Raw genomic sequence first — 21,918 nt, 5'->3', positions numbered from 1 at the left:
TTTACCGCGCAACGTCCGCGCTGGGCGCAAACGCGCCAGCTTTGCGATCGCGATTCCCGCCACGGTTTTCGCCGTCCGGGCGCTCCACGTGCGGGTGCGCTCCGCGGATGAACAAGACTACGCACATTGCGACCATCGCCCATACGATCATGAAGACCATCCAGTTGCTCATATCCTCTGCTCCCGAAACCGCGGCTGTTTAGAATTCGGCCGCTATGGATTCGTCGCTACTTTGGCCGTACCCGAGTTATCGGCAGCAAGGAGGAATTAATTAGGGTGGTGCTGAAAAAATCACCAGTCGCGAGAATCCTAGGCATCTGCCGCCAACGCCGCCATCCTCAATTACCCCTAATCCCTTTGTGTATAAGGGTTTCCACAGGTGCAACCCATCCCTTATTTGGCGGTTGCACCTTTTTTATGTGCGAGTTACGATTCGGCCACTTTCAAGCTATCGCCGTCGTTCAACGTCGGCAAGGAACGAGTTATGGCGAGCACCACCCTGGGCGTCAAAGTCGATGATCTCCTGCGTACGCGTCTGAGAGACGCAGCGACGCGCCTTGAACGCACGCCGCACTGGCTCATCAAGCAGGCGATCTTCGCGTACCTGGAACGCATCGAACATGGACAGTTGCCAGCGGAACTGTCCGGTGTACTCGGCGCGGCCGATTCAATCGAATCTTCCACGCATACCGATTCCGACGAGGACGGCGCGCCACATCCGTTTCTCGATTTCGCCCAGAACGTGCAACCGCAATCCGTGTTGCGCGCGGCGATCACGGCGGCGTATCGGCGACCTGAGCCGGAATGCGTGCCGTTCCTGATCGGGCAGGCGCGGTTGTCGGCGAGTGTCGCCAACGAGACGAACGCGATGGCGACCAAGCTCGTCGAAGCACTGCGCAAAAAGCAGACGGGCGGCGGTGTTGAAGGCCTGATTCACGAGTTCTCCTTGTCGAGCCAGGAAGGCGTCGCGCTGATGTGTCTCGCCGAAGCCCTGCTGCGCATTCCCGATCGCGCTACGCGCGATGCGTTGATCCGCGACAAGATCAGCAAGGGCGACTGGCGCTCGCACATGGGCCAGGCGCCGTCCTTGTTCGTGAACGCGGCGACGTGGGGCTTGATGATCACCGGCAAGCTCGTCACCACGAACAGCGAAGCGGGATTGTCGTCGGCGTTGACGCGCCTGATTGGACGGGGCGGCGAGCCGCTGATCAGGAAGGGCGTCGACATGGCCATGCGCCTGATGGGCGAACAGTTCGTCACGGGCGAGACGATCTCGGAAGCGCTGGCGAACAGCCGCAAGTTCGAAGCGCGCGGGTTCCGTTACTCCTACGACATGCTCGGCGAAGCCGCGACAACCGAAGAAGACGCGCTGCGTTATTACGCATCGTACGAACAGGCGATTCACGCAATCGGCAAGGCGGCGGGATCGCGCGGCATTTACGAAGGCCCGGGCATTTCGATCAAGTTGTCGGCCTTGCATCCGCGCTATTCGCGCTCGCAACAAGAGCGCACGATGACCGAGTTGCTGCCGCGCGTGAAGGCGCTGGCGCTGCTCGCGCGTCGCTACGACATCGGCTTGAACATCGATGCTGAGGAAGCGGACCGGCTCGAAATTTCTCTCGATCTGCTCGAAGCGCTTTGCTTCGATCCCGAACTGGCCGGCTGGAACGGTATTGGTTTCGTGGTGCAGGCTTATCAAAAGCGCTGCCCGTTCGTCATCGATTATCTGATCGATCTCGCGCGCCGCAGCCGGCATCGGATCATGGTCCGGCTGGTCAAGGGCGCGTACTGGGATTCGGAAATCAAGCGCGCTCAGGTCGATGGCCTCGAAGGTTATCCCGTCTATACGCGCAAGATTTATACGGACATCTCGTACGTGGCGTGCGCGAAGAAACTGCTTGGCGCGCCTGACGCCGTCTATCCGCAATTCGCCACGCACAACGCGTTCACGTTGTCGGCGATTTATCACTTGGCCGGGGGCAATTATTATCCGGGGCAGTACGAGTTCCAGTGCCTGCACGGCATGGGCGAACCGCTGTATGAAGAGGTCACCGGCCGCGACAAACTGAACCGGCCGTGTCGGGTGTATGCGCCCGTCGGCACGCACGAAACGCTGCTCGCGTACCTCGTGCGGCGCTTGCTGGAGAACGGCGCGAACACGTCGTTCGTGAATCGCATCGCAGATAAGAACATTCCGGTCAGCGAACTCGTGCAGGACCCGATCGATGAAGCGTCGAAGCTCACGCCACTCGGTTTACCGCACGCAAAAATCCCGTTGCCGCGACAGTTGTACGGCGCAGAACGCCTCAATTCGATGGGCTTCGATTTGTCGAACGAGCACCGGCTGGCGTCGTTGTCCTCGGCGTTGCTTGCCAGCGCGAATCATCCGTGGCGCGCGGCTCCCATGCTCGAAACCACCGACGTAGTCGAAGGCGTTGCGCGCGATGTCCGCAACCCCGCCGACTTGCGTGACCTGGTCGGCACGGTGATCGATGCATCGCCGGAACAAGTCGCCCTGGCGATGAACAACGCCGTGGCCGCCGCGCCGATCTGGCAATCGACCCCCGTCGATGAACGCGCCGATTGCCTCGCCCGCGCTGCCGATCTGCTCGAAGCGCAGATGCATACGCTGATGGGCCTGGTGGTGCGCGAAGCCGGGAAGTCGCTTGCGAATGCGGTGTCGGAGATTCGTGAGGCGATCGATTTCCTGCGCTATTACTCCGCGCAAATCCGCGGCGAGTTTTCCAACGATACCCATCGTCCGCTCGGTCCGGTCGTCTGCATCAGCCCGTGGAACTTCCCGCTCGCGATCTTCATGGGGCAAGTTGCCGCAGCGCTTGCCGCCGGCAATCCGGTGCTCGCGAAGCCCGCTGAACAAACGCCGCTGATCGCGGCGCAGGCCGTACGTATCTTGCGCGAAGCCGGCGTGCCGGCGGGCGCGGTGCAACTGCTGCCGGGCAATGGCGAGACCGTGGGCGCGGCGCTTGTCGCCGATCCACGCACGCGCGCTGTGATGTTCACGGGTTCAACGGACGTTGCACGGCTCATCAACAAGACTCTGTCCGAACGCCTCGATCCCGACGGCCGTCCGATCCCGCTGATCGCGGAAACGGGCGGACAGAACGCGATGATCGTCGATTCGTCGGCGCTCGCCGAGCAAGTGGTTGCGGACGTGTTGCAATCGTCCTTCGATTCCGCCGGCCAACGCTGTTCCGCGCTGCGCGTTCTGTGCCTTCAGGACGACGTCGCCGACCGTACGCTCGAAATGCTCACGGGCGCCATGCAGCAGCTCGCGATGGGCAACCCGGACCGTTTGTCCACGGACGTGGGCCCGGTCATCGACGCAGAAGCCAAGCAAAGCATCGACGGGCACGTTGCATCGATGCGCGAGAAAGGCCGCAACGTCGTGCAATTGCCGACGCCCGATGGTTGCGCGCAGGGCACGTTTGTCCCGCCGACGATGATCGAACTGGATTCAATCGATGAACTCAAGCGCGAAGTCTTCGGCCCTGTGCTGCACGTGGTTCGGTATCGGCGCGCGCAACTTGATAAACTGCTCGACCAGATCAAGGCGACCGGTTACGGGCTGACGCTGGGAATCCATACGCGTATCGATGAAACCATCGCGCACGTTGTCAGCCGCGCTCATGTTGGCAACATCTACGTGAACCGCAACGTGATTGGCGCCGTGGTCGGCGTGCAGCCGTTCGGCGGCGAAGGTTTGTCGGGCACGGGACCGAAAGCAGGGGGCGCGCTTTACTTGCAGCGTCTTCTTGCCAAGCGTCCGACCGGTTTGCCGAAGTCGCTGGAAAGCGCGTTGGTCGTCGATCAGACGGCCGCGAACGATACGCCTTCCGCGCTCACCGCATTGCGCGACTGGGCCATCGCCGAGCGCGATCCGCAAACCGCCGCACGGTGCGAAGGTCATCTGCAACACGTGATGGCCGGCGCGACCGCGGTGCTGCCCGGTCCGACCGGCGAGCGCAACACCTACACGCTCGGCGCACGCGGCACGGTCTTGTGCGTGGCATCGACGGCAAGCGGCGCGCGCGCGCAGTTTGCTGCGGTGCTCGCGACGGGCAACAAGGCGCTGTTTTCGGGCGCGGCCGGCGAACAGCTCGTGGCGGCGCTGCCGGCATCGCTCAAAGCGCATGCATCGGTGCGCAAGAACCAGGACCTTCCATTCGATGCCGTCCTCTTCGAAGGCGACAGCGACGAATTGATGGCGCTGGTGAAGGACGTTGCGAAACGCCCGGGACCGATTGTCTCGGTGCAAGGGGTATCGGCGGGAGCGTTTGCCGATGAAGCCCACGACGGCGAGCAGGAATACGCGCTCGAACGGTTGCTGACGGAACGCTCGGTGAGCGTGAACACGGCGGCCGCAGGCGGCAATGCGAATTTGATGACGATCGGCTGAACACAATTCAGAGCGGCGGATCGGCTCAAACAAACGGCAGCGGGCACGGCGAACCCTGCACGCGCTGCCACTCACATGGGAATCAGGAGAGTTTATGGATTACACGATGAAGAAGCTGGCAGCAGCAATGTTGGTCACGGGTTTGTCGGTTGCTGCAACGGCTCAGGCGCAAACGGCTGAAGAAGTAAAGGTGGGTTTCGCTGGTCCGATGACCGGCGCGCAGGCGCACTATGGCAAGGATTTCCAGAACGGCATCGTGCTCGCGGTTGAAGATTTCAACGCAACGAAGCCTGTGATTGGCGGCAAGCCGGTCCTCATCGTGCTCGATTCCGCCGATGACCAGGCCGACCCGCGCACCGGCACGACCGTCGCGCAAAAGCTGGTGGACGACAACATCAAGGGCATGCTCGGCCACTTCAACTCGGGCACGACCATCCCCGCTTCGCGCATCTACGCGAACGCCGGCATTCCTGAAATCGCGATGGCAACGGCGCCGGAATACACCACGCAAGGCTACAAGACCACGTTCCGCATGATGACGTCCGACACGCAGCAAGGTTCGGTCGCCGGCGAGTTCGCGGTGAAGACGCTGAAGATGAAGAAGATCGCGATTGTCGATGACCGCACGGCCTACGGCCAGGGTCTCGCCGATCAATTCGAAAAGGCTGCGAAAGCTGCGGGCGCGACCATCGTGGATCGTGAATACGGCAACGACAAAGCCGTCGACTTCAAGGCCATCCTGACCAAGATCAAGTCGATGAACCCGGACCTCGTGTATTACGGCGGCGCCGATTCGCAAGCTGGCCCGATGGTCAAGCAGATGAAGACGCTCGGCCTGCGCGCGCCGTTGATGGCAGGCGAAATGGTCAAGACGGACACGTTCCTGAAGATCGCCGGCGATGCAGCAGACGGCACGGTGGCGTCGCTGGCCGGCTTGCCGCTCGACGAAATGCCGGGTGGCGCAGCGTACGTTGCGAAGTACAAGAAGCGCTTCAACGAGGACGTGCAAACTTACTCGCCGTACGCGTACGACGGTGCAATGGCCATGTTCACGGCAATGAAGACGGCGAACTCGACCGATCCGGCAAAGTACCTGCCGATGCTCGCCAAGACCGACATGCCTGGCGTGACGTCGAAGCAACTCGCGTATGACGCGAAGGGCGATTTGAAGAACGGCGGCATCACGCTGTACAAGGTCGTCGGCGGCAAGTGGACGACGCTGCAAAGCGTGGGCGGGAAGTAAGGTTTAATTGCTTTTGCTTTGAGAAAACCCCCGCATGCGTTCTGCGCTGCGGGGTTTTTTAATGCCTAGGCGTTGAAGTCCTCTTCCCAATACTCATTGTCGCGACGTGCGTCGCTGCCACGCGCCTCTTCAGTCTTCCTGAGCTCCACGCGACGAATCTTCCCCGAGATGGTCTTCGGCAATTCATAAAATTCGATGCGTCGGATCCGCTTGTACGCCGCGAGTTTTTGCGCGGCGAACTTCAGGATCTCACCGGCGGTTTCCTTCGTCGGTTCATAACCGTTGCGCAACGCGACGAACGCCTTCGGCACCGATAACCGCAGCGGATCAGGACTCGGCACGACGGCCGCTTCGCCGACCGCCGGATGTTCGATCAGCACGCTCTCCAGTTCGAACGGACTGATGCGGTAGTCGGCGGCTTTGAAGACATCGTCGGCGCGGCCAACGTAGGTGAAGTAACCATCGGCATCGATCGATGCGACATCGCCCGTCCGGTAATGGCCGCCGCGCATAGCGTCTTGCGTCTTCGATGCATCGTCCACATAACCGTCCATCAGGCCCAGCGGTTTCGGGTCGAGGATCAGCGCGAGTTCGCCTTCCTGCGCGGGGTTGTCGTCGTGATCGAGCAACGTGATCCTGTAACCCGGCAAGGGACGTCCCATCGACCCGGCTTTCATAGGCTGGCCCGGCGAGTTCGCAATTTGCGCCGTGGTTTCGGTCTGGCCGAAGCCATCTCGTAACGTGAGGTTCCAGGCCTTCCTGACGCGCTCGATGATCTCCGGATTCAGCGGTTCGCCCGCGCCCACGACCTCGCGCAGATGCACCTTGTACGCCGATAAATCCTCCTGGATCATCATGCGCCAGACGGTTGGCGGAGCGCAGAGTGTCGTGACCTGATTCTTGACCAGTGCTTCGAGCGTGGACTTGGCGCTAAAGCGCGGCGTGTTGTGGATGAACACCGTCGCGCCCGCGTTCCACGGCGCAAACACGCAACTCCACGCGTGTTTCGCCCAGCCTGGCGAGCTGATGTTGAGATGGACATCGCCGGGTTTCAGGCCGATCCAGTACATGGTCGATAAATGCCCGACCGGATAACTTTGATGACTATGCAGAACGAGTTTCGGCCGGCTCGTCGTGCCGCTCGTGAAATAAAGCAGTAACGGATCGGTAGCGAGCGTGCGGCCTTCGGGTTCGAACGATGGACTTTCGTTGAAGGCATCGGCGAAATTCAGCCAGCCTTCGGGCAACGCCGCGCTCGATGGAATGGCCACCGCGATGCGGGTTTTGGTTTTATCGATGGCATCGAATTTTGCAGTCTCGTTCGACGCCACGATCACATGCTTCACTTCGCCGCGCGTCATGCGATCGGCTATGTCGGCCGGCGTCAGCAACATGGTGGCGGGAATGGTAACGGCGCCGAGCTTCATTGCGGCGAGCATGGTTTCCCAGAGCGCCGGCTGGTTCGGCAGCATCAGCAAGATGCGGTCGCCGCGCTGCACGCCTTGCTGCCTCAGCCAGTTCGCAAGCTGATTCGATCTCGCCGATAACTCCGCGTACGACAGCTTGATCTCGTCGCCGTTGTCCTCCACGACCCAAAGCGCCGGGTTCATGTTGCTGCGCGCGTATTCATCGAACCAGTCGAGCGCCCAGTTGAACTCGGTCAGCTCCGGCCACGCGAAATCCCTGTACGCGGTTGCGTAGTCGTCGCGATGACGCAGCAGAAAGTCTCGTGCCTGCAAAAATCCTTGCGATGCCATGGTCTTGCGTCTCCTTCGGTTTTGTCTGGTTTTTTACTTCTGCCGCAATTTCTCGCCCTGCTCGCGGATTTGATCGAGCGTTGCGGCCGGCGTGCTCGCATCTTGCGGAATCCTGATTTCTACCACCGATGGCAAACCGGTTTTCAAAGCACGCTCGAACGCCGGCATGAATTGCGCCGTGGTCTCGACAAGTTCGCCATGTGCGCCGAACGCACGGGCGTAGGCTACGAAGTCGGGATTCGTGAGCGCGGTTCCATGCACACGATTCGGATAATGGCGTTCCTGATGCATGCGGATCGTGCCGTATTGCTGGTTATTCACGACCACGAAAATCACCGCGAGCCGGTATTGCATCGCCGTCGCCAGTTCCTGGCTCGACATCATGAAACAGCCGTCGCCAGCGAAGGCCACGACCACGCGGTCCGGATACAACGACTTCGCTGCGATCGCCGCCGGAACGCCGTAGCCCATCGCGCCGCTGGTCGGTGCAACCTGCGACCTGAAATGGCGATATGCGTAATGCCGGTGCAACCATGTTGCGTAATTGCCCGCGCCGTTCGTCACGATCGAATTGGCGGGAAGACGAACGCTCAGTTGCTCCATGATCTCGCCGAGCTGGACATCGCCGAGCATGGGGCGCGGTTTGCGCCACGCGAGATACGCCGCATGCGCTTCTTCGATAGCGCCATTCCACGGAATAGCTTGCGGCGGATTCAGCGACGCCAGGGCCGCCGCCATTTCCGGCATGCCGGAGACGATCGGCAAGTCGGCGGAATACACGCGGCCGAGTTCCTCCGCGCCCTGGTGAACGTGAATCAGCGTCTGCGTGGTCTTCGGGATGTCGAGCAGCGTGTAACCGCCGGTCGTCGATTCGCCCATGCGCGGGCCGAGTACGAGCAGCAGATCGGCGTCGCGGATGCGCGCGGCGAGTGCGGGATTGATTCCGAGGCCGACATCGCCGGCATAGTTCGGATGGTTGTTATCGAGCGTGTCCTGGAAGCGGAACGCGCAGCCTACGGGCAGTTGCCACGCCTGCGCAAAACGCGCGAAATCGGCCGTTGCTTCTTCGGTCCAGCCGCTGCCGCCGGCAATCACAAACGGTTTCTTCGATGCCGCCAGCAGTTCGCGCACGCGCTCGATCTGCGCCGGCGCGGGCGCTGCGGCAACACGCTGATAACGCGGCGCGCCGGGAACGGCTTCGCAGGCATCGCTGAGGACGTCTTCAGGCAACGCGAGCACGACCGGACCGGGGCGTCCCGACGTTGCCGTATGAAACGCGTGGCTGAGGTATTCGGGGATGCGCCTGGGGTCATCGATTTGCGCGACCCATTTCGCCATTTGCCCGAACATCCGGCGGTAGTCGATCTCCTGGAACGCCTCGCGATCCATGTGTTCGCGCGCGCACTGGCCGATGAGCAGGATCATCGGCGTGGAGTCCTGGAAGGCCGTATGCACGCCGATGGATGCATGCGTCGCGCCCGGACCGCGTGTGACGAGTGCGACGCCGGGGCGGCCGGTGAGTTTGCCGACTGCCTCGGCCATGTTTGCCGCGGCGGCTTCGTGACGGCAGACGATGGTCTGGATGCGGCTGGTTTCGTCGTGGAGGGAATCGAGGATCGCGAGAAAGCTTTCGCCCGGGACGCAGAAGACCCGTTCGACGCCGTGGGTCAGGAGGGCATCGACGATGAGCTTCGCGCCGGTCGTCGGGTTGGGGTGGGATGCTGGGACTGCAGATGCCATTCGATGAAACCTCTCGGAAGGTTCGGTGGTTCGGCGGTTTGGCGGTTTGGCTCGCAAGCGGAGCTGGAATTCGTAGCTTACGCTGGGGCGGGGCGGTGACGCTAGGCGGGGTTTTCGCGCTGGCGCTTGGTCGGGGGCGGTTTACGGTCGGGTTGATGTCGGGTTGCTGCTTTTTAGGCTTTCGCGCGTTCCGTTCTAGCTGATTTCTTTAGCACTGTTAGCCACTGTCCGTGGCGGGACTTCATTTCTTTTTCCAACGGCGAAAAAGAAACGAAGCAAAGAAAACGCCTTCCAACCGCTAATTCTTAAGTGTCCCGAGCGTGCAGTGACAACTGTTTGGTACTTCACAAGAACGCTCGACGCCGCAATCAAGAACACTTGAAACCCTCCCCCTCCGTCAACGGCAACCCACACGCTTCGCCACCAGTGTGGGAATCCGTTAATGAGGCTTCCGCGCTGCGCGCGCTGACGCCCAAACGACGGGCTTGGCTGTACTGGTTCCGCTTTGCCCGCGCGAGCCTGGGACCACCGCCGGTAAAGTCTCGGCAAGTTCAGGATGCTGTAGCGCCGTCACGTGCTCAACCCGTTGTTCACTTGGGCCAGGTTTCCGTATTGACTGCCACAATTACTGGTGGCGAAGCGTGTGGGTATCTGTTGACGGAGGGGGAGGGGTTCAAGTGTTGGTGGTTATGGCGTCGAGCGTTCTTCTGAAGGACCAAACAGTTGTACATGCACGCTCGGGACACTTAAGAACTAGCGGTTGAGAGGCGTTTTCTTTGCTTCGTTTCTTTTCGCCGTTGGAAAAAGAAATGAAGTCCCGCCACGGATAGTGGCTAATAGTGCTAAAGAGAACAGCTAGAACAGAACGCGAGCAAGCTCAAACAGCAACAACCCGGCATTAACTCCGACCGCAACGAACACTATCCCGAGCGCTAGCGCAAAACCCGTGAAATGAAGTCCCGCCACGGACAGTGGCTAATAGTGCTAAAAAGATCAGTCAGCAACCAACGCGCGGTAGCCTAAAAAGCAGCAACCCGGCATTGACCCCGACCGCCTCCCCCCGCCTAAGCGCCAGCACCTAACACTCAACAATATTCACCGCCAACCCGCCCCGCGAAGTCTCCTTGTACTTCGTCTTCATATCCGCGCCGGTTTGCATCATCGTCTTGATCACGGAATCCAGCGAAACATAATGACTGCCGTCCCCGCGCATCGCCATGCGCGCCGCGTTCACCGCTTTCATCGATCCCATTGCATTTCGTTCAATACACGGAATCTGCACCATCCCGCCAACAGGATCGCAAGTCAGCCCAAGGTTGTGCTCCATCCCGATCTCAGCCGCGTTTTCAACCTGCGTCGGCGTGCCACCCATCACCGCCGCCAATCCGGCCGCGGCCATCGAACATGCAACGCCAACCTCGCCCTGACATCCGACTTCAGCGCCGGATATCGATGCGTTCATCTTGTACAAGATCCCGATGGCCGCCGCCGTCAGCAAAAAGTCGATCACGCCCTGCTGGTTCGATCCCGGCATGAACCGGTCGTAGTAATGCAGCACGGCCGGGATGATGCCCGCTGCGCCGTTGGTCGGGGCCGTCACCACACGCCCGCCCACGGCGTTTTCCTCGTTCACGGCGATCGCGTACAGGTTGATCCAGTCGATCATGGAAAGCGGGTCGCGCAACGCCTGCTCAGGCTTGCCAACCAGCGCCCGATACAAAACCGGCGCACGACGCTTGACCTGGAAAGGACCAGGAAGGCAACCATCGGCATCGGGGTTGTCGATACCGCACCCGCGCTTCACGCATGACTGCATCACGTCCCAGATGCGCAGCAAACCCGAGCGGATCTCCTCGTCGCTGCGCCAGACGCGCTCGTTGTCCCACATCAGTTGCGCAACGGATTTGCCGGTATCACGGCAGAGCGCGAGCAGTTCGTCGCCGGATTGAAACGCATACGGCAATTGTTCTATGGCCGTGAGCACCTTCACGTTCGATGCCCCCGCCGTCACCACAAACCCGCCGCCCACGGAAAGGTAGGTGGCGTCGCGTAGTGACACGCCGTTGGCATCGAAGGCGTGCAGTTTCATGCCGTTCGGATGCTCCGACAACGCCTGGCGCAAGAACGCAATGTGATCCTTCTGCACGAACGGAATCTCATGCCGCCCGAGCAACGACAACTTCCTGGTCGCGCGCACGGTTTCGAGGCGAGGGGTGATCGTGCTGGCATCGACGGTATCGGGCGCGTCGCCCATCAGACCGAGCATCACGCCGCGATCCGTGCCGTGACCTTTGCCCGTCGCGCCCAGCGAGCCGTACAACTCGCATTTCACGGAAGCCGTCGCGTCAAGCAGACCATCGCGTTCAAGCCCTTGCACGAACATCAAGGCCGCTCGCATGGGCCCAACCGTATGCGAACTCGACGGACCGATGCCGATTTTGAAAAGGTCGAAAACGCTGACTGCCATGACTGCTCCTGCTAAGTGCCGCTAGAAAATCATCGCGCCGGCAGCGGCAGACAAACCGCAAGCCAGGCGGGTGGAGTAGGTGCAAGACGCAGCGCGATGGGCGTGTATCGCCCGTCGAGCCGTGCTGAAAGATGAAACAATTCGGCGCTGTTCTTCGGATCCCATTGCCCCGAGAAACCGGGCAGGCCGGCTTCGCGGCGGCTGGCATCGAAGGGAACTTTCGAATTCACGAATTCCTCGTGCGTGCGCGTGCCAAGCGCATACGGCGTCAGCCAGTTCAATGCACCAGCCAGCGTCGCGCCGGATTGCGCGCGTTCGGCGAGCCAGTTGCGGTTGTGACGGCGCGCAGCGAGAGCCGCCGTGACCAGAGGCTGAAGGTCGTAGGTCACGTAATGCAAAGCGTCGCGCTCGGCGAAATCGACGGTGGAACCGTCCGGCGCAATGTTGTCTCCAATATGTTCCACGTACAGACGCTGCGCTGTGTTGATGAGCTTGCGGTCATCGATGGTGAACGCGCCCATCGATATCAACTTGATCCGGTGACTCTGCCAATTGTTCCGATACGTGCCCGTGAGCGGCCGTTTCTGTTTGTCGATATCCGCTATGTAGCCGGTCACCATTTTCGTGATGAACGCGTTCGCGGCATTGCGCGTCTTCACGGGCAGCGCGCTCGCGGTCAGGTCGTAGGCAAGGATCAGCGATTCGAAATTCGTTTCGTCGATAGGATTGAAACTCGGCTGATAGGTCGTCGCCCACGCAAATAAAAACCGGTCGACGAGACGCAAATATGCCTCGTTTCCCGTCGCGCGCCAGGCGAGCGCGGCGTCGCGCATCAGCCCGAGATCTTTCTCCGCTTCCTCGCTTTCGTCACGAATGCCCTGGTGCGGCAACGTGCCTTCCGTATGCAAGGTCGCACGCGCCTTCGGCTGCTCGTTCAAATGCGCTTGCACCATCTTGACCAGCGCTTTCACGCCCGGATCGGCGTTCGTGCGCTCGCTGTTCTGCATCGCCGGCGCGGCGCAAAAATTCATTGCGGCGGTCGCGGTCTGCGCGCTCAACGCCGTTGCTGCAAGAGCCGCGATAATCGCCGGAACACGCCACGTCTTGTTCACCATTCGCACCTGTCGCGCCATGCAAAACTCCCTGATTGGCTTCGTTCGGGTGAGATGGTATCTGGTGTTGCGTGAATCCGGCAAAACCGTGCGGCTTCGGGGAAAGCCGCGCGGTTGAATCTATCGCTTATTCAACGCTCATTCACCATACTCCGACAGCGGAATGCACGAGCAGAACAGGTTCCGGTCGCCGTACGCATTGTCCGCGCGGCCAACCGGCGGCCAGTACTTGCGCGTGACCAGCGATGCCAGCGGATACGCCGCCGTTTCGCGCGAATACTTGTGCGTCCAGTCGTCCGCAACAACAACCGCCGCCGTGTGCGGCGCGTGCTTCAGCGGATTGTCTTCGCGATCCGAGGTGCCTTCTTCGACTGCACGGATTTCGTCGCGAATGGCGATCATTGCATCGATAAACCGATCCAGCTCCTCCTTCGATTCCGATTCCGTCGGCTCGACCATCAGCGTGCCGGGAACCGGAAAGCTCATGGTCGGCGCGTGGAAACCGTAATCGATAAGACGCTTTGCCACGTCCTCGACCGAAATGCCGCTCGTCTCTTTCAACGGGCGCAGATCGAGAATGCATTCGTGCGCGACCAGACCGCCGGCGCCGCTGTACAGCACGGGGTAATGTGCGGCGAGGCGCTTGGCCACATAGTTCGCGGCGAGGATCGCGCTTTCGGTCGCGGCCGTGAGGCCTTGCGCGCCCATCATCGCGATGTACATCCACGAAATCGGCAAGATGGCGGCCGAGCCATAAGGCGCCGACGATACCGCGCCAATGCCCGACGCATCGCGCTGATAACCGGTCGATTGCTGGTTCGGCAAGAACTTCGCCAGATGCGCACCGACAGCAACAGGACCCACGCCCGGTCCGCCGCCGCCGTGCGGAATGCAGAACGTCTTGTGCAGATTCAAGTGCGAGACGTCGCCGCCGAACTGGCCCGGCGCTGTGAGGCCGACCATTGCGTTCATGTTCGCGCCATCCACATACACCTGTCCGCCGTGCGCATGCACGATCTCGCAGATTTCGCGCACGTTCGCTTCGAACACGCCGTGCGTGGACGGATACGTGATCATGATCGCCGCCAGATTGGCCGCGTGCTTTTCGGCCTTGGCCTTCAGGTCGGCGATATGGACATTGCCTTGCTCATCGCACGCAACGACCACGACCTGCATGCCCGCCATTTGCGCCGATGCCGGGTTCGTCCCGTGCGCCGACGACGGAATCAAACAGATATTCCGATGCCCTTCGCCACGCGACGCGTGATACGCATGGATGATCAGCAAGCCAGCGTATTCGCCTTGCGAGCCGGCATTGGGTTGCAGCGATACCGCCGCGTAACCCGTACATGCCACGAGCATCTGCTCGAGCTGATCGATCATGGTCCGGTAACCGACGGTCTGCTCGGCTGGCGCGAATGGATGAATCTGCGCGAATTCCGGCCACGTCACAGGCAGCATTTCCGACGTTGCGTTCAGCTTCATCGTGCAGGAACCCAGCGGGATCATCGTGCGATCGAGTGCGAGGTCCTTGTCCGCGAGACTGCGCAGATAGCGCAGCATTTCATGCTCGGAATGATGGCGGTTGAACACCGGGTGCGTGAGGTATTCGCTCGTGCGCTCCAACGTTTTCGGCAACGACGATTTTGCATCTGAATCCAGCGCGTCGATATCGAACGTTTCCGTCTTGCCGGCCACTTCCGCGAACAACGCGAAGAGCTTGAGGAGGTCGTCGCGGGAGGTGGTTTCATCGACGGAAACGCCTACGCGCGTTGCATCGATATGCCGCAAGTTCACATGCACCGCCGACGCCGCCTGATGCAACGCCGTGGTGTTCGCGCCGCTCTCGATGGTGACGGTATCGAAGAAGGTTTCGTTCGCGAGCGTGTAACCGAGCTTCTGCACGCCGGCCGCGAAGATGGACGCGACGCGATTCACGCGCAACGCAATGGTCTTCAAGCCTTGCGGTCCGTGATACACGGCGTACATGCTGGCCATGATCGCGAGCAACGCTTGCGCCGTACATACATTCGAAGTCGCCTTCTCGCGACGGATATGCTGTTCGCGCGTTTGCAGCGCGAGACGCAGCGCGTGCTTGCCTTGGGCGTCGACAGTGACGCCTACGAGACGGCCCGGCATCTGGCGCTTGAAGTCATCGCGCACGGCCATGTACGCTGCGTGCGGACCGCCGAAACCAACCGGCACGCCGAAGCGCTGCGTATTGCCGATCGCCACGTCCGCGCCCCATTCGCCCGGGGGCGTGAGCAGCGTCAGTGCGAGCAGGTCAGCGGCCGCGATCACAAAACCGCCTGCCGCATGCACCGCTTCCGTCAGCGCGCGATAGTCATGCACATCGCCATTCGCGCCGGGATATTGCAGCAGCACGCCGAATGCGTTGGCCGTGGCGGCGTCGGCGGCGGGACCTACTTTCACTTCGATGCCGGCAGGTTTCGCCCGTGTCTGCACGACTTCGATGGTCTGCGGCAACACATCGTCGGCGATATAAAACAGGTTCGATTTCGGCTTGCCGACGCGTTGCAAAAGCGTCATGGCTTCGGCGGCGGCGGTGGCTTCGTCGAGCAAGGATGCGTTCGACATGGCGAGACCCGTCAGGTCGATCACCATTTGCTGGAAGTTCAGCAACGCCTCCAGCCGGCCCTGCGAAATCTCCGGCTGATACGGCGTGTACGCCGTGTACCACGCCGGATTTTCGAGCACGTTGCGCAGGATCACAGCCGGCGTGTGCGTGCCGTAGTAACCCTGGCCAATATAGTTTCTGAACACCAGGTTCTGATCCGCGAGCTTTCTCAACGACGCAAGCGCTTCGGCCTCGCTCTTTGGCTGCGTGAACGCGCCGAGCGGCAGCGTTTCATGGCGCCGGATAGCCTCTGGGATCACCGCGTCGATGAACGCCGCACGCGACGCAAAGCCGAGTGCGTCGAGCATGGCGTGCTGGTCGGCCGCATCCGGGCCAATGTGCCGCTGGGCGAAGGCGTCGTGGCATTCGAGCGCGGCGAGGGACAAGGATGAGCGGTTCATCAGACGATCCGGGTGTTCGAGCTTCATGAGAATTCCTGCAGGTGCGGCGGGTTTTTATGGGCAAACACGCCGCACGGTCGTGGAGAAGTTTTACTCGCCAATCGAGGTGCCGTACGCACCGGCGTCGATCAGTCGATCCGTGGTGGCGTCGGCTGCGGGCTTGATCTTGAAGAGCCAGCTTTCGTACGGCGTGCCGTTGATCTGGTCCGGCGTGCCCGTCAACGCATCGTTCGCACCGACGATCTCGCCCGAGACAGGCGCGTAGATATCCGACGCGGCTTTCACCGATTCGATCACCGCAATGGCGTCGCCCGCAGCGACGGTCTTGCCGATCGGCGGCAGTTCGACGAACACCACGTCGCCCAGCGCTTCCTGCGCGTGATCCGTGATGCCGATTGTCAGCGTGCCGTCGGATTCAGTGCGCACCCATTCGTGCGATTCGGTGTATTTGAGGTCGGCCGGGATGCTCATGCGGATGCTCCAGTTTGTCTTTGAGGGTGGGACGTGCGTGGCTTTTGCCGAGCATTCGAAAGCGGCCTAAAGCGCCGCCAGAACCTTGCCGTTGCGCACGAACGGCAGTTTTACCACGCTTGCCGGCAGTTGTTTGTCGCGAATGACGACGTGCACTTTATCGCCCGGTTTCACGCTTGGTGGCACGCGTGCGAACGCGATGGATTCCTGCATCGACGGCGAGAAAGTGCCGCTCGTGATCTCGCCTTCGCCGTCGGCCGTGACGACCTTTTGGTGAGCACGAAGTACGCCACCGGCGCGGCCGTTTTCCTTCTGCAGAATCAGGCCGACAAAGCGCGTCTTCGATCCATTTGCCTCGAGCGCCGCCCGTCCCACGAACGCCCGGTTGGCATCGCTCATGTCGACGGTCCACGAAAGGCCTGCGTCGAGCGGCGAGACAGTGTCGTCCATGTCCTGGCCGTAAAGGTTCATGCCGGCTTCCAGACGCAGCGTGTCGCGTGCGCCGAGGCCCGCCGGTTTCACGCCTTGAGCGACCAGCGTGTTCCAGAATCTTTTGACTTGCGTAGCCGGGATCACGATCTCAAAGCCGTCTTCGCCCGTGTAGCCGGTGCGCGCGAGCATCACGTCGCCGTATGACGATTCGGGGAATTGCACGGCGTTGAAGGGTTTGAGTTCGGCGGTCGATTCGCGCGTTTCCGGCAGCACTTGCCAGACCTTTTCGCGCGCGTTCGGACCTTGCACGGCGACGATCGCGAAATCGCGGCGCGGCGTGATCGTGAGGCCAAAACCGCCTTCCGCATTCAAATGACCGAACCACGCGATGTCTTTCTCGGCCGTGCCGGCATTCACGACGACGCGAAAATTGTCATCGGCGAAAAAATAGACGATCAGGTCATCGATCACGCCGCCTTCCGGGTTCAGCAAGCAAGAATAAAGCGCCTTGCCGGGAACGGTCAGCTTGTCGACGTTGTTGGCGATTGCATACTTGAAGAACTCGCGCGCCTTGTCGCCGGTGAAATCGACGACGCGCATGTGCGACACGTCGAACATGCCGGCATCGGTGCGCACCGCGTGGTGTTCGTCGATCTGCGAACCGTAGTTGACGGGCATGTCCCAGCCGCCGAAATCGACCATGCGCGCGTTGAGCGCGAGGTGCGTGGCGTGCAAGGGCGTGTGTTGAAGATCAGACATGGAGCGGGCCTCGGGCGTGCGCGAAAACAAAAAAAGGCCATGCGACCAATCCGCTCGGAGTTTGGGCTTTTGCGAACGCAAAGCTCAAACCGCGTAGCGATCCGGTACATGACCCCTCTGTCCTCGGTACCTGAGAGATTGCACGTTTCGAGCCGATATACCGACTTCAACGCGCGCCCCTTCGGTGGGCAACTGGCCGTTACTTCTTATCAGCCGATGCCGCTCTCCAGAGTGCGATTTTCCATTCGATGCCCGATTAAAGGCGCACTACATGAACGGAACTTCGACGCAGCCGGTCCTTTTGCCTGAGAGTTTGTGGGTGTGCCCCTTCGGCGACGCTCGTTTTGTTTGTCCAGGTTGCGACAAATAAATTCAGCGCTCTCTCCCGACGCGTGCGGCGAATTTACGCGACCGATATACGAATGTCAAACTGGGTTTGTTGACAGCCTACGAGAAAGGCTGTTGGCCGGCGGACGCTGGAAACGTCCGCCAGGCAGGCCAGACTTACTGGATTGCGTGCTGCACGCCGTCGAGTTCGCCGTTCAGCGTGCGCTGTTCTTCGCCCGACAGACCGCCGCCGTGCTGCGAAGCCATATCGCGTGATTCCTGCCGGATCACATCCAGCCGATGATGAAACGCATCGCCCTGTGGCGGCGGGTAGAAGCCCTGGTTCACGCGCTGATCGACGTGATGCCAGAGCGCGTTGATGCGGCCATTGACCTGATCCATCCGATGCACCGCTTCAGCATGCGGATCGGGCCTGGCGGGCGCTTCGCGGACTACATCGACTTGCCGCGCCGGCTCGACCACGCAGGCTGCCAATGACCCCGCAAGCGCCACCCCAATGAGCGCACGCGCGCAACTTTGCTTGAATGTCAGCATGTATCTGTTCTCCCCTTTTGGTTTTTGAGATAAGTCTCGTGCGACTGCAGAAGAACGGTCTGCGCACGGCCCCGGCTGACGCCGGCGACGTGTGCAAATGTAACGCTGTGTGTTTGAAAGTCGGATGTGAGGCGTTTGTTATTGCAGCCGCGCGAAATCCAGGCGGCGGCCTTCGGCGTTGCTGCGGATGGCGGTATCGATGATGGTCATGACATCCACGGCATCTTGCGCCGTAACCGGGAACGGCTTGCCGTCGAGCACGGATGCCGCCAGCGACCGGTAGAACTCCGCATACGCCCCGTCGCGCGTGGCGAATTCCTGGCGCAGATCGTGGTCGCCATCGACTTCGCGCAAGAGGCCCGGCGGATTCTTGCCGAATTCGGCGTTGCCCGGGCGCAAACCGGCCTTGAGCTGGTCTTCCTGGACATCGAGCCCGGTCTTCACATAACTGCCGCGCGTGCCTTGAATGGCGAAGCGCGGCGGTTCGAGCGCGGCGAGCGCGGTTGCGTGCAGAACGACTTCCTTGTCCGGATAGCCGAGCAGCAAATGGACGTAATCCGGCGCGCTGGCGTGATCGCGATGCATCTTGACGGTGGCGAACACGCTCTGCGGCGCGCCGAAAAGGGCCAGCGCCTGATCGATGAGATGCGGTCCCAGATCGAACAGTAAACCGCCTCCGCGCGACGCTTCCTCGCGCCAGCGCTGCGGCACTTTCGGCCGGAACCGGTCGAAATGCGATTCGTAGTGCGTCACGCGCCCGAGCCGGCCGCTTTCTATCAATGCGCGTGCGGTCATGAAATCGCCGTCCCATCGGCGATTGTGGAACGGCGCGAACAGCAAGCCGCGGGATTCGGCGAGATCGGCGAGCGTCCTGGCGTCTGCGCCGGAGAGCGTGACAGGTTTGTCGACGACTACGTTCTTGCCTGCTTCGAGCGCCTTTTTGGCCATATCGAAATGCGTGTCGTTTGGCGTAGCGATCACGATGCAATCAAGGTCATCGAGCGCGAGCAGCGCGTCGAAATCTTCGACAATCTTTGCGTTCGGGTAATCGGCCTGCGCGCGCTCGGGCTTGCCCGTGGCAATGGCGGCGACCGTTGCGCGGCCGCAGTGCTCGATCACGGGCGCGTGGAAGGTCTCGCCGGCAAAGCCATAGCCCATTAGGCCTACTTTTAGAAGTGCTGTCATGCAGGCATCCTGTTGGTGTTGGTGACGCCGGTATTGTGGCACGGGCCAGTTTTCAGCCCGGAGCGACATCGGACACGCTTGTTTTTTGCAGCGAAAGGGTCAGAACCAATGCCTTCGATCGACAGTTTCTTCCGTGTTAACATCGCGCTCTCGAAATTGCGCGTGCTTCGTGGTTCCGCGATTTCGCCCACATTCTTGCTCACCCAAGCGTAGCGCCGGCGGCTGAAACGTCCGCCCGATTTACGCATCTCAAAGTGTCCGAACGATGTCCGCAGCAGGCATGAACGCCGCGCAATCCGAAGCGGTGCGCTATCTCGATGGTCCGTGTCTTGTGCTCGCTGGCGCCGGCAGCGGCAAGACGCGTGTGATCACCCAGAAGATCGCGCATTTGATCGAGGGGAAGGGCTTCGAGCCGAAGCACATCGCCGCGCTGACCTTTACCAACAAGGCCGCGCTCGAAATGCGCGAACGCACGGCCAAGCTGCTCGAAGGGAAAACGCTCACCACGCCCGGCAAGGAAGGCCGCCGCGTGCCGGTGAACCAGTTGACCATTTCGACGTTCCACTCGCTCGGCGTGCAGATCATGCGGCAGGAGGCCGAGCACGTCGGCCTGAAACCTCAGTTCTCGATCATGGATTCCAGCGACTGTTTCGGCATGGTCCAGGAACAGCTCGGAACCACGGACAAGGGCTTGATCAGGAAGGTCCAGTCGATCATCTCGCTGTGGAAAAACGGCATGGTGTCGCCGGACCAGGCGTCGGCGATGGCATCGAATGAAGACGAGATGCAGGCAGCCATTGTGTTCCGGAGCTACGTGGCGACCTTGCACGCGTATCAGGCGCTGGATTTCGATGACCTGATTCTCAAGCCTGCGCAGCTTTTTGCGGAGAACGAGCAGGTTCGTGAAAAGTGGCAGAACCGGTTGCGTTACCTGCTGATCGATGAATATCAGGACACCAACGCCTGCCAGTACGAGTTGCTAAAGCTGCTGGCCGGTCCGCGCGCCGCGTTCACGGCTGTGGGCGACGACGATCAGGCCATCTACGGCTGGCGCGGCGCCACGCTCGAAAACCTGGCGCAATTGGGCAAGGATTTCCCGAAGCTGCATCTGGTGAAGCTCGAGCAGAACTACCGCTCGACGGTTCGCATCCTGACCGCGGCGAACAACGTGATTGCGAACAACCCCAAGTTGTTCGAGAAGAAGCTCTGGTCCGAACATGGCATGGGCGATTCCATCACGGTGACCGCCTGCAATGACGAAGAGCACGAGGCCGAGTCGGTCGTGTTCCGGTTATCGGCGCATAAGTTCGAGCGGCGCTCGGCGTTCCGCGATTACGCGATTTTGTATCGCGGGAATTTCCAGGCGCGGATCTTCGAGCAAGTCTTGCGACGCGAGCGGATTCCCTACGTACTGTCCGGCGGGCAGTCCTTTTTCGATAAAGCCGAGATCAAGGACATCGTCGCGTATTTGCGGCTGATCGCGAATCCCGACGACGATCCCGCGTTCATTCGAGCGATCACCACCCCTCGGCGCGGAGTTGGCAATACGACGCTAGAGGCGCTCGGCGCGTTCGCGGGCCAGGCAAAGGTTTCGCTGTTTGAGGCCGTGTTCATGGGCGGGATCGAGGCGCGTCTTTCGGCGCGGCAGGTCGAGCCGTTGCGCGCGTTCTGCGACTGGATGCAGCGGCTGTCCGACCGGGCGGGGCGCGATCCAGCGACCGAAGTGCTCGACGACATGATGGAAGCCATCCATTACGAGGCGTATCTCTACGATGCCCACGACGAACGGCAAGCCCAGTCCAAATGGCAGAATGTGCTTGAATTCTGCGAGTGGCTGAAGAAAAAGGGCACGAAGCCGGAAGTGGCGGGCGCGGAAGCGACGGGGTATGACAACGCCGATGGTTTCGGCGACGAAGGCAAGAACCTGCTCGGTCTGATCCAGACGGTCGCGCTCATGTCGATGCTCGAAGGCAAGGACGAAAATCCGGATGCCGTGCGGTTATCGACGGTGCATGCGTCAAAGGGCCTGGAATATCCGCACGTGTTCCTGGTCGGGGTAGAGGAGGGGATCATGCCGCACCGGGGCAATCCGGACGCCGATGCCGATGCACCCGTGGATACGGGCCGTATCGAGGAAGAGCGGCGGCTGATGTATGTCGCGATCACGCGCGCGCAGCGCAGTCTGCATCTGAACTGGTGCAAGAAACGCAAGCGGGCGCGCGAAACGGTGATCTGCGAGGCGTCGCGGTTCATCCCGGAAATGCTTCTGGACGATGCCCCGCCGCCGACCGAAGAGGAAGCGCCGATGTCGCCGAAGGACCGGATGGCGCGGCTCAAGGAGTTGCTGCAGAAGCCGGCTTGATTTGTGGTGGCATAAGGCAGCATGCGCAACAGCGCAAAGCTCTTGCGTCTGT

The 21,918-nt window shown here is 61.1% G+C and carries 13 protein-coding genes and 2 riboswitches; of the genes, 3 read left to right on the top strand and 10 right to left on the bottom strand.

The window, feature by feature from the left end; all coding sequences use genetic code 11:
- Position 1: 1 nt before the first annotated feature.
- Positions 2-172 (bottom strand): hypothetical protein, encoded by a 171-nt coding sequence (locus tag AXG89_RS42005; protein ID WP_162915983.1) that lies wholly within the window; start codon positions 170-172, stop codon positions 2-4.
- Positions 173-484: 312 nt separating this feature from the next.
- Between AXG89_RS42005 and putA the strand changes: the two genes are divergently transcribed.
- Both putA and AXG89_RS05560 read left to right on the top strand, forming a co-directional pair.
- Positions 485-4,417 (top strand): trifunctional transcriptional regulator/proline dehydrogenase/L-glutamate gamma-semialdehyde dehydrogenase, encoded by a 3,933-nt coding sequence (putA, locus tag AXG89_RS05565; RefSeq protein WP_062168423.1) that lies wholly within the window; start codon positions 485-487, stop codon positions 4,415-4,417.
- A 94-nt stretch (positions 4,418-4,511) separates the two neighbouring features.
- On the top strand, positions 4,512-5,660 hold the full coding sequence (locus AXG89_RS05560) for a branched-chain amino acid ABC transporter substrate-binding protein (RefSeq protein WP_062168421.1): 1,149 nt from the start codon (positions 4,512-4,514) through the stop codon (positions 5,658-5,660).
- A 65-nt stretch (positions 5,661-5,725) separates the two neighbouring features.
- Here the strand turns inward: AXG89_RS05560 and AXG89_RS05555 are convergent, their stop codons facing one another.
- From AXG89_RS05555 to AXG89_RS05515, 9 genes are all read right to left on the bottom strand, one after another.
- On the bottom strand, positions 5,726-7,417 hold the full coding sequence (locus tag AXG89_RS05555; protein WP_062168419.1) for an AMP-binding protein: 1,692 nt from the start codon (positions 7,415-7,417) through the stop codon (positions 5,726-5,728).
- A gap of 33 nt (positions 7,418-7,450) precedes the next feature.
- Positions 7,451-9,157 carry a thiamine pyrophosphate-binding protein gene (locus AXG89_RS05550; RefSeq protein ID WP_062168417.1) on the bottom strand — a complete coding sequence of 569 codons (1,707 nt, stop codon included), beginning with the start codon at positions 9,155-9,157 and terminating at the stop codon, positions 7,451-7,453.
- 1,078 nt (positions 9,158-10,235) lie between these two features.
- The gene (locus AXG89_RS05545) at positions 10,236-11,624 is read right to left on the bottom strand and encodes an L-serine ammonia-lyase (protein ID WP_062168415.1); all 1,389 of its coding nucleotides are present in this window, start codon (positions 11,622-11,624) and stop codon (positions 10,236-10,238) included.
- Positions 11,625-11,653: 29 nt separating this feature from the next.
- On the bottom strand, positions 11,654-12,757 hold the full coding sequence (locus tag AXG89_RS05540; protein WP_062168413.1) for an alginate lyase family protein: 1,104 nt from the start codon (positions 12,755-12,757) through the stop codon (positions 11,654-11,656).
- Positions 12,758-12,874: 117 nt separating this feature from the next.
- A complete protein-coding gene (gene gcvP / locus AXG89_RS05535; RefSeq protein WP_062168410.1) occupies positions 12,875-15,802 on the bottom strand; it encodes an aminomethyl-transferring glycine dehydrogenase in 2,928 nt (975 codons plus the stop codon).
- Between the two features lie 63 nt (positions 15,803-15,865).
- The gene (gene gcvH, locus AXG89_RS05530) at positions 15,866-16,246 is read right to left on the bottom strand and encodes a glycine cleavage system protein GcvH (protein WP_062168408.1); all 381 of its coding nucleotides are present in this window, start codon (positions 16,244-16,246) and stop codon (positions 15,866-15,868) included.
- A 66-nt stretch (positions 16,247-16,312) separates the two neighbouring features.
- Positions 16,313-17,437 carry a glycine cleavage system aminomethyltransferase GcvT gene (gene gcvT / locus AXG89_RS05525; protein WP_062168406.1) on the bottom strand — a complete coding sequence of 375 codons (1,125 nt, stop codon included), beginning with the start codon at positions 17,435-17,437 and terminating at the stop codon, positions 16,313-16,315.
- Positions 17,438-17,544: 107 nt separating this feature from the next.
- Positions 17,545-17,677: riboswitch (glycine riboswitch) on the bottom strand.
- Positions 17,678-17,720: 43 nt separating this feature from the next.
- A riboswitch (glycine riboswitch) is annotated at positions 17,721-17,835 on the bottom strand.
- Positions 17,836-17,941: 106 nt separating this feature from the next.
- The gene (locus AXG89_RS05520) at positions 17,942-18,319 is read right to left on the bottom strand and encodes a hypothetical protein (protein WP_062168404.1); all 378 of its coding nucleotides are present in this window, start codon (positions 18,317-18,319) and stop codon (positions 17,942-17,944) included.
- A 138-nt stretch (positions 18,320-18,457) separates the two neighbouring features.
- Positions 18,458-19,504, bottom strand: coding sequence for an oxidoreductase (locus tag AXG89_RS05515; RefSeq protein WP_062168403.1), 1,047 nt, complete (start codon positions 19,502-19,504; stop codon positions 18,458-18,460).
- A gap of 265 nt (positions 19,505-19,769) precedes the next feature.
- Here AXG89_RS05515 and AXG89_RS05505 point away from each other — a divergent pair, with 265 nt between their 5' ends.
- Positions 19,770-21,866 (top strand): UvrD-helicase domain-containing protein, encoded by a 2,097-nt coding sequence (locus AXG89_RS05505; protein WP_062168399.1) that lies wholly within the window; start codon positions 19,770-19,772, stop codon positions 21,864-21,866.
- Positions 21,867-21,918 lie beyond the last annotated feature (52 nt).

The sequence above is a fragment of the Burkholderia sp. PAMC 26561 genome, from assembly GCF_001557535.2.
In the GTDB taxonomy this organism is placed as follows: Bacteria; Pseudomonadota; Gammaproteobacteria; order Burkholderiales; family Burkholderiaceae; genus Caballeronia.
This window is presented reverse-complemented; position numbering and strand designations above follow the sequence as displayed.

Excerpts from the sequence above, each read along its gene's own strand:
- gcvP (WP_062168410.1), bottom strand. The coding sequence starts at position 15,802 with ATGAAGCTCGAACACCCGGATCGTCTGATGAACCGCTCATCCTTGTCC.
- AXG89_RS05560 (WP_062168421.1), top strand. The coding sequence starts at position 4,512 with ATGGATTACACGATGAAGAAGCTGGCAGCAGCAATGTTGGTCACGGGT.
- AXG89_RS05550 (WP_062168417.1), bottom strand. The coding sequence starts at position 9,157 with ATGGCATCTGCAGTCCCAGCATCCCACCCCAACCCGACGACCGGCGCG.
- AXG89_RS05540 (WP_062168413.1), bottom strand. The coding sequence starts at position 12,757 with ATGGCGCGACAGGTGCGAATGGTGAACAAGACGTGGCGTGTTCCGGCG.
- gcvH (WP_062168408.1), bottom strand. The coding sequence starts at position 16,246 with ATGAGCATCCCGGCCGACCTCAAATACACCGAATCGCACGAATGGGTG.
- gcvT (WP_062168406.1), bottom strand. The coding sequence starts at position 17,437 with ATGTCTGATCTTCAACACACGCCCTTGCACGCCACGCACCTCGCGCTC.
- AXG89_RS05515 (WP_062168403.1), bottom strand. The coding sequence starts at position 19,504 with ATGACAGCACTTCTAAAAGTAGGCCTAATGGGCTATGGCTTTGCCGGC.
- AXG89_RS05555 (WP_062168419.1), bottom strand. The coding sequence starts at position 7,417 with ATGGCATCGCAAGGATTTTTGCAGGCACGAGACTTTCTGCTGCGTCAT.
- AXG89_RS05520 (WP_062168404.1), bottom strand. The coding sequence starts at position 18,319 with ATGCTGACATTCAAGCAAAGTTGCGCGCGTGCGCTCATTGGGGTGGCG.
- AXG89_RS05505 (WP_062168399.1), top strand. The coding sequence starts at position 19,770 with ATGTCCGCAGCAGGCATGAACGCCGCGCAATCCGAAGCGGTGCGCTAT.
- AXG89_RS42005 (WP_162915983.1), bottom strand. The coding sequence starts at position 172 with ATGAGCAACTGGATGGTCTTCATGATCGTATGGGCGATGGTCGCAATG.
- putA (WP_062168423.1), top strand. The coding sequence starts at position 485 with ATGGCGAGCACCACCCTGGGCGTCAAAGTCGATGATCTCCTGCGTACG.
- AXG89_RS05545 (WP_062168415.1), bottom strand. The coding sequence starts at position 11,624 with ATGGCAGTCAGCGTTTTCGACCTTTTCAAAATCGGCATCGGTCCGTCG.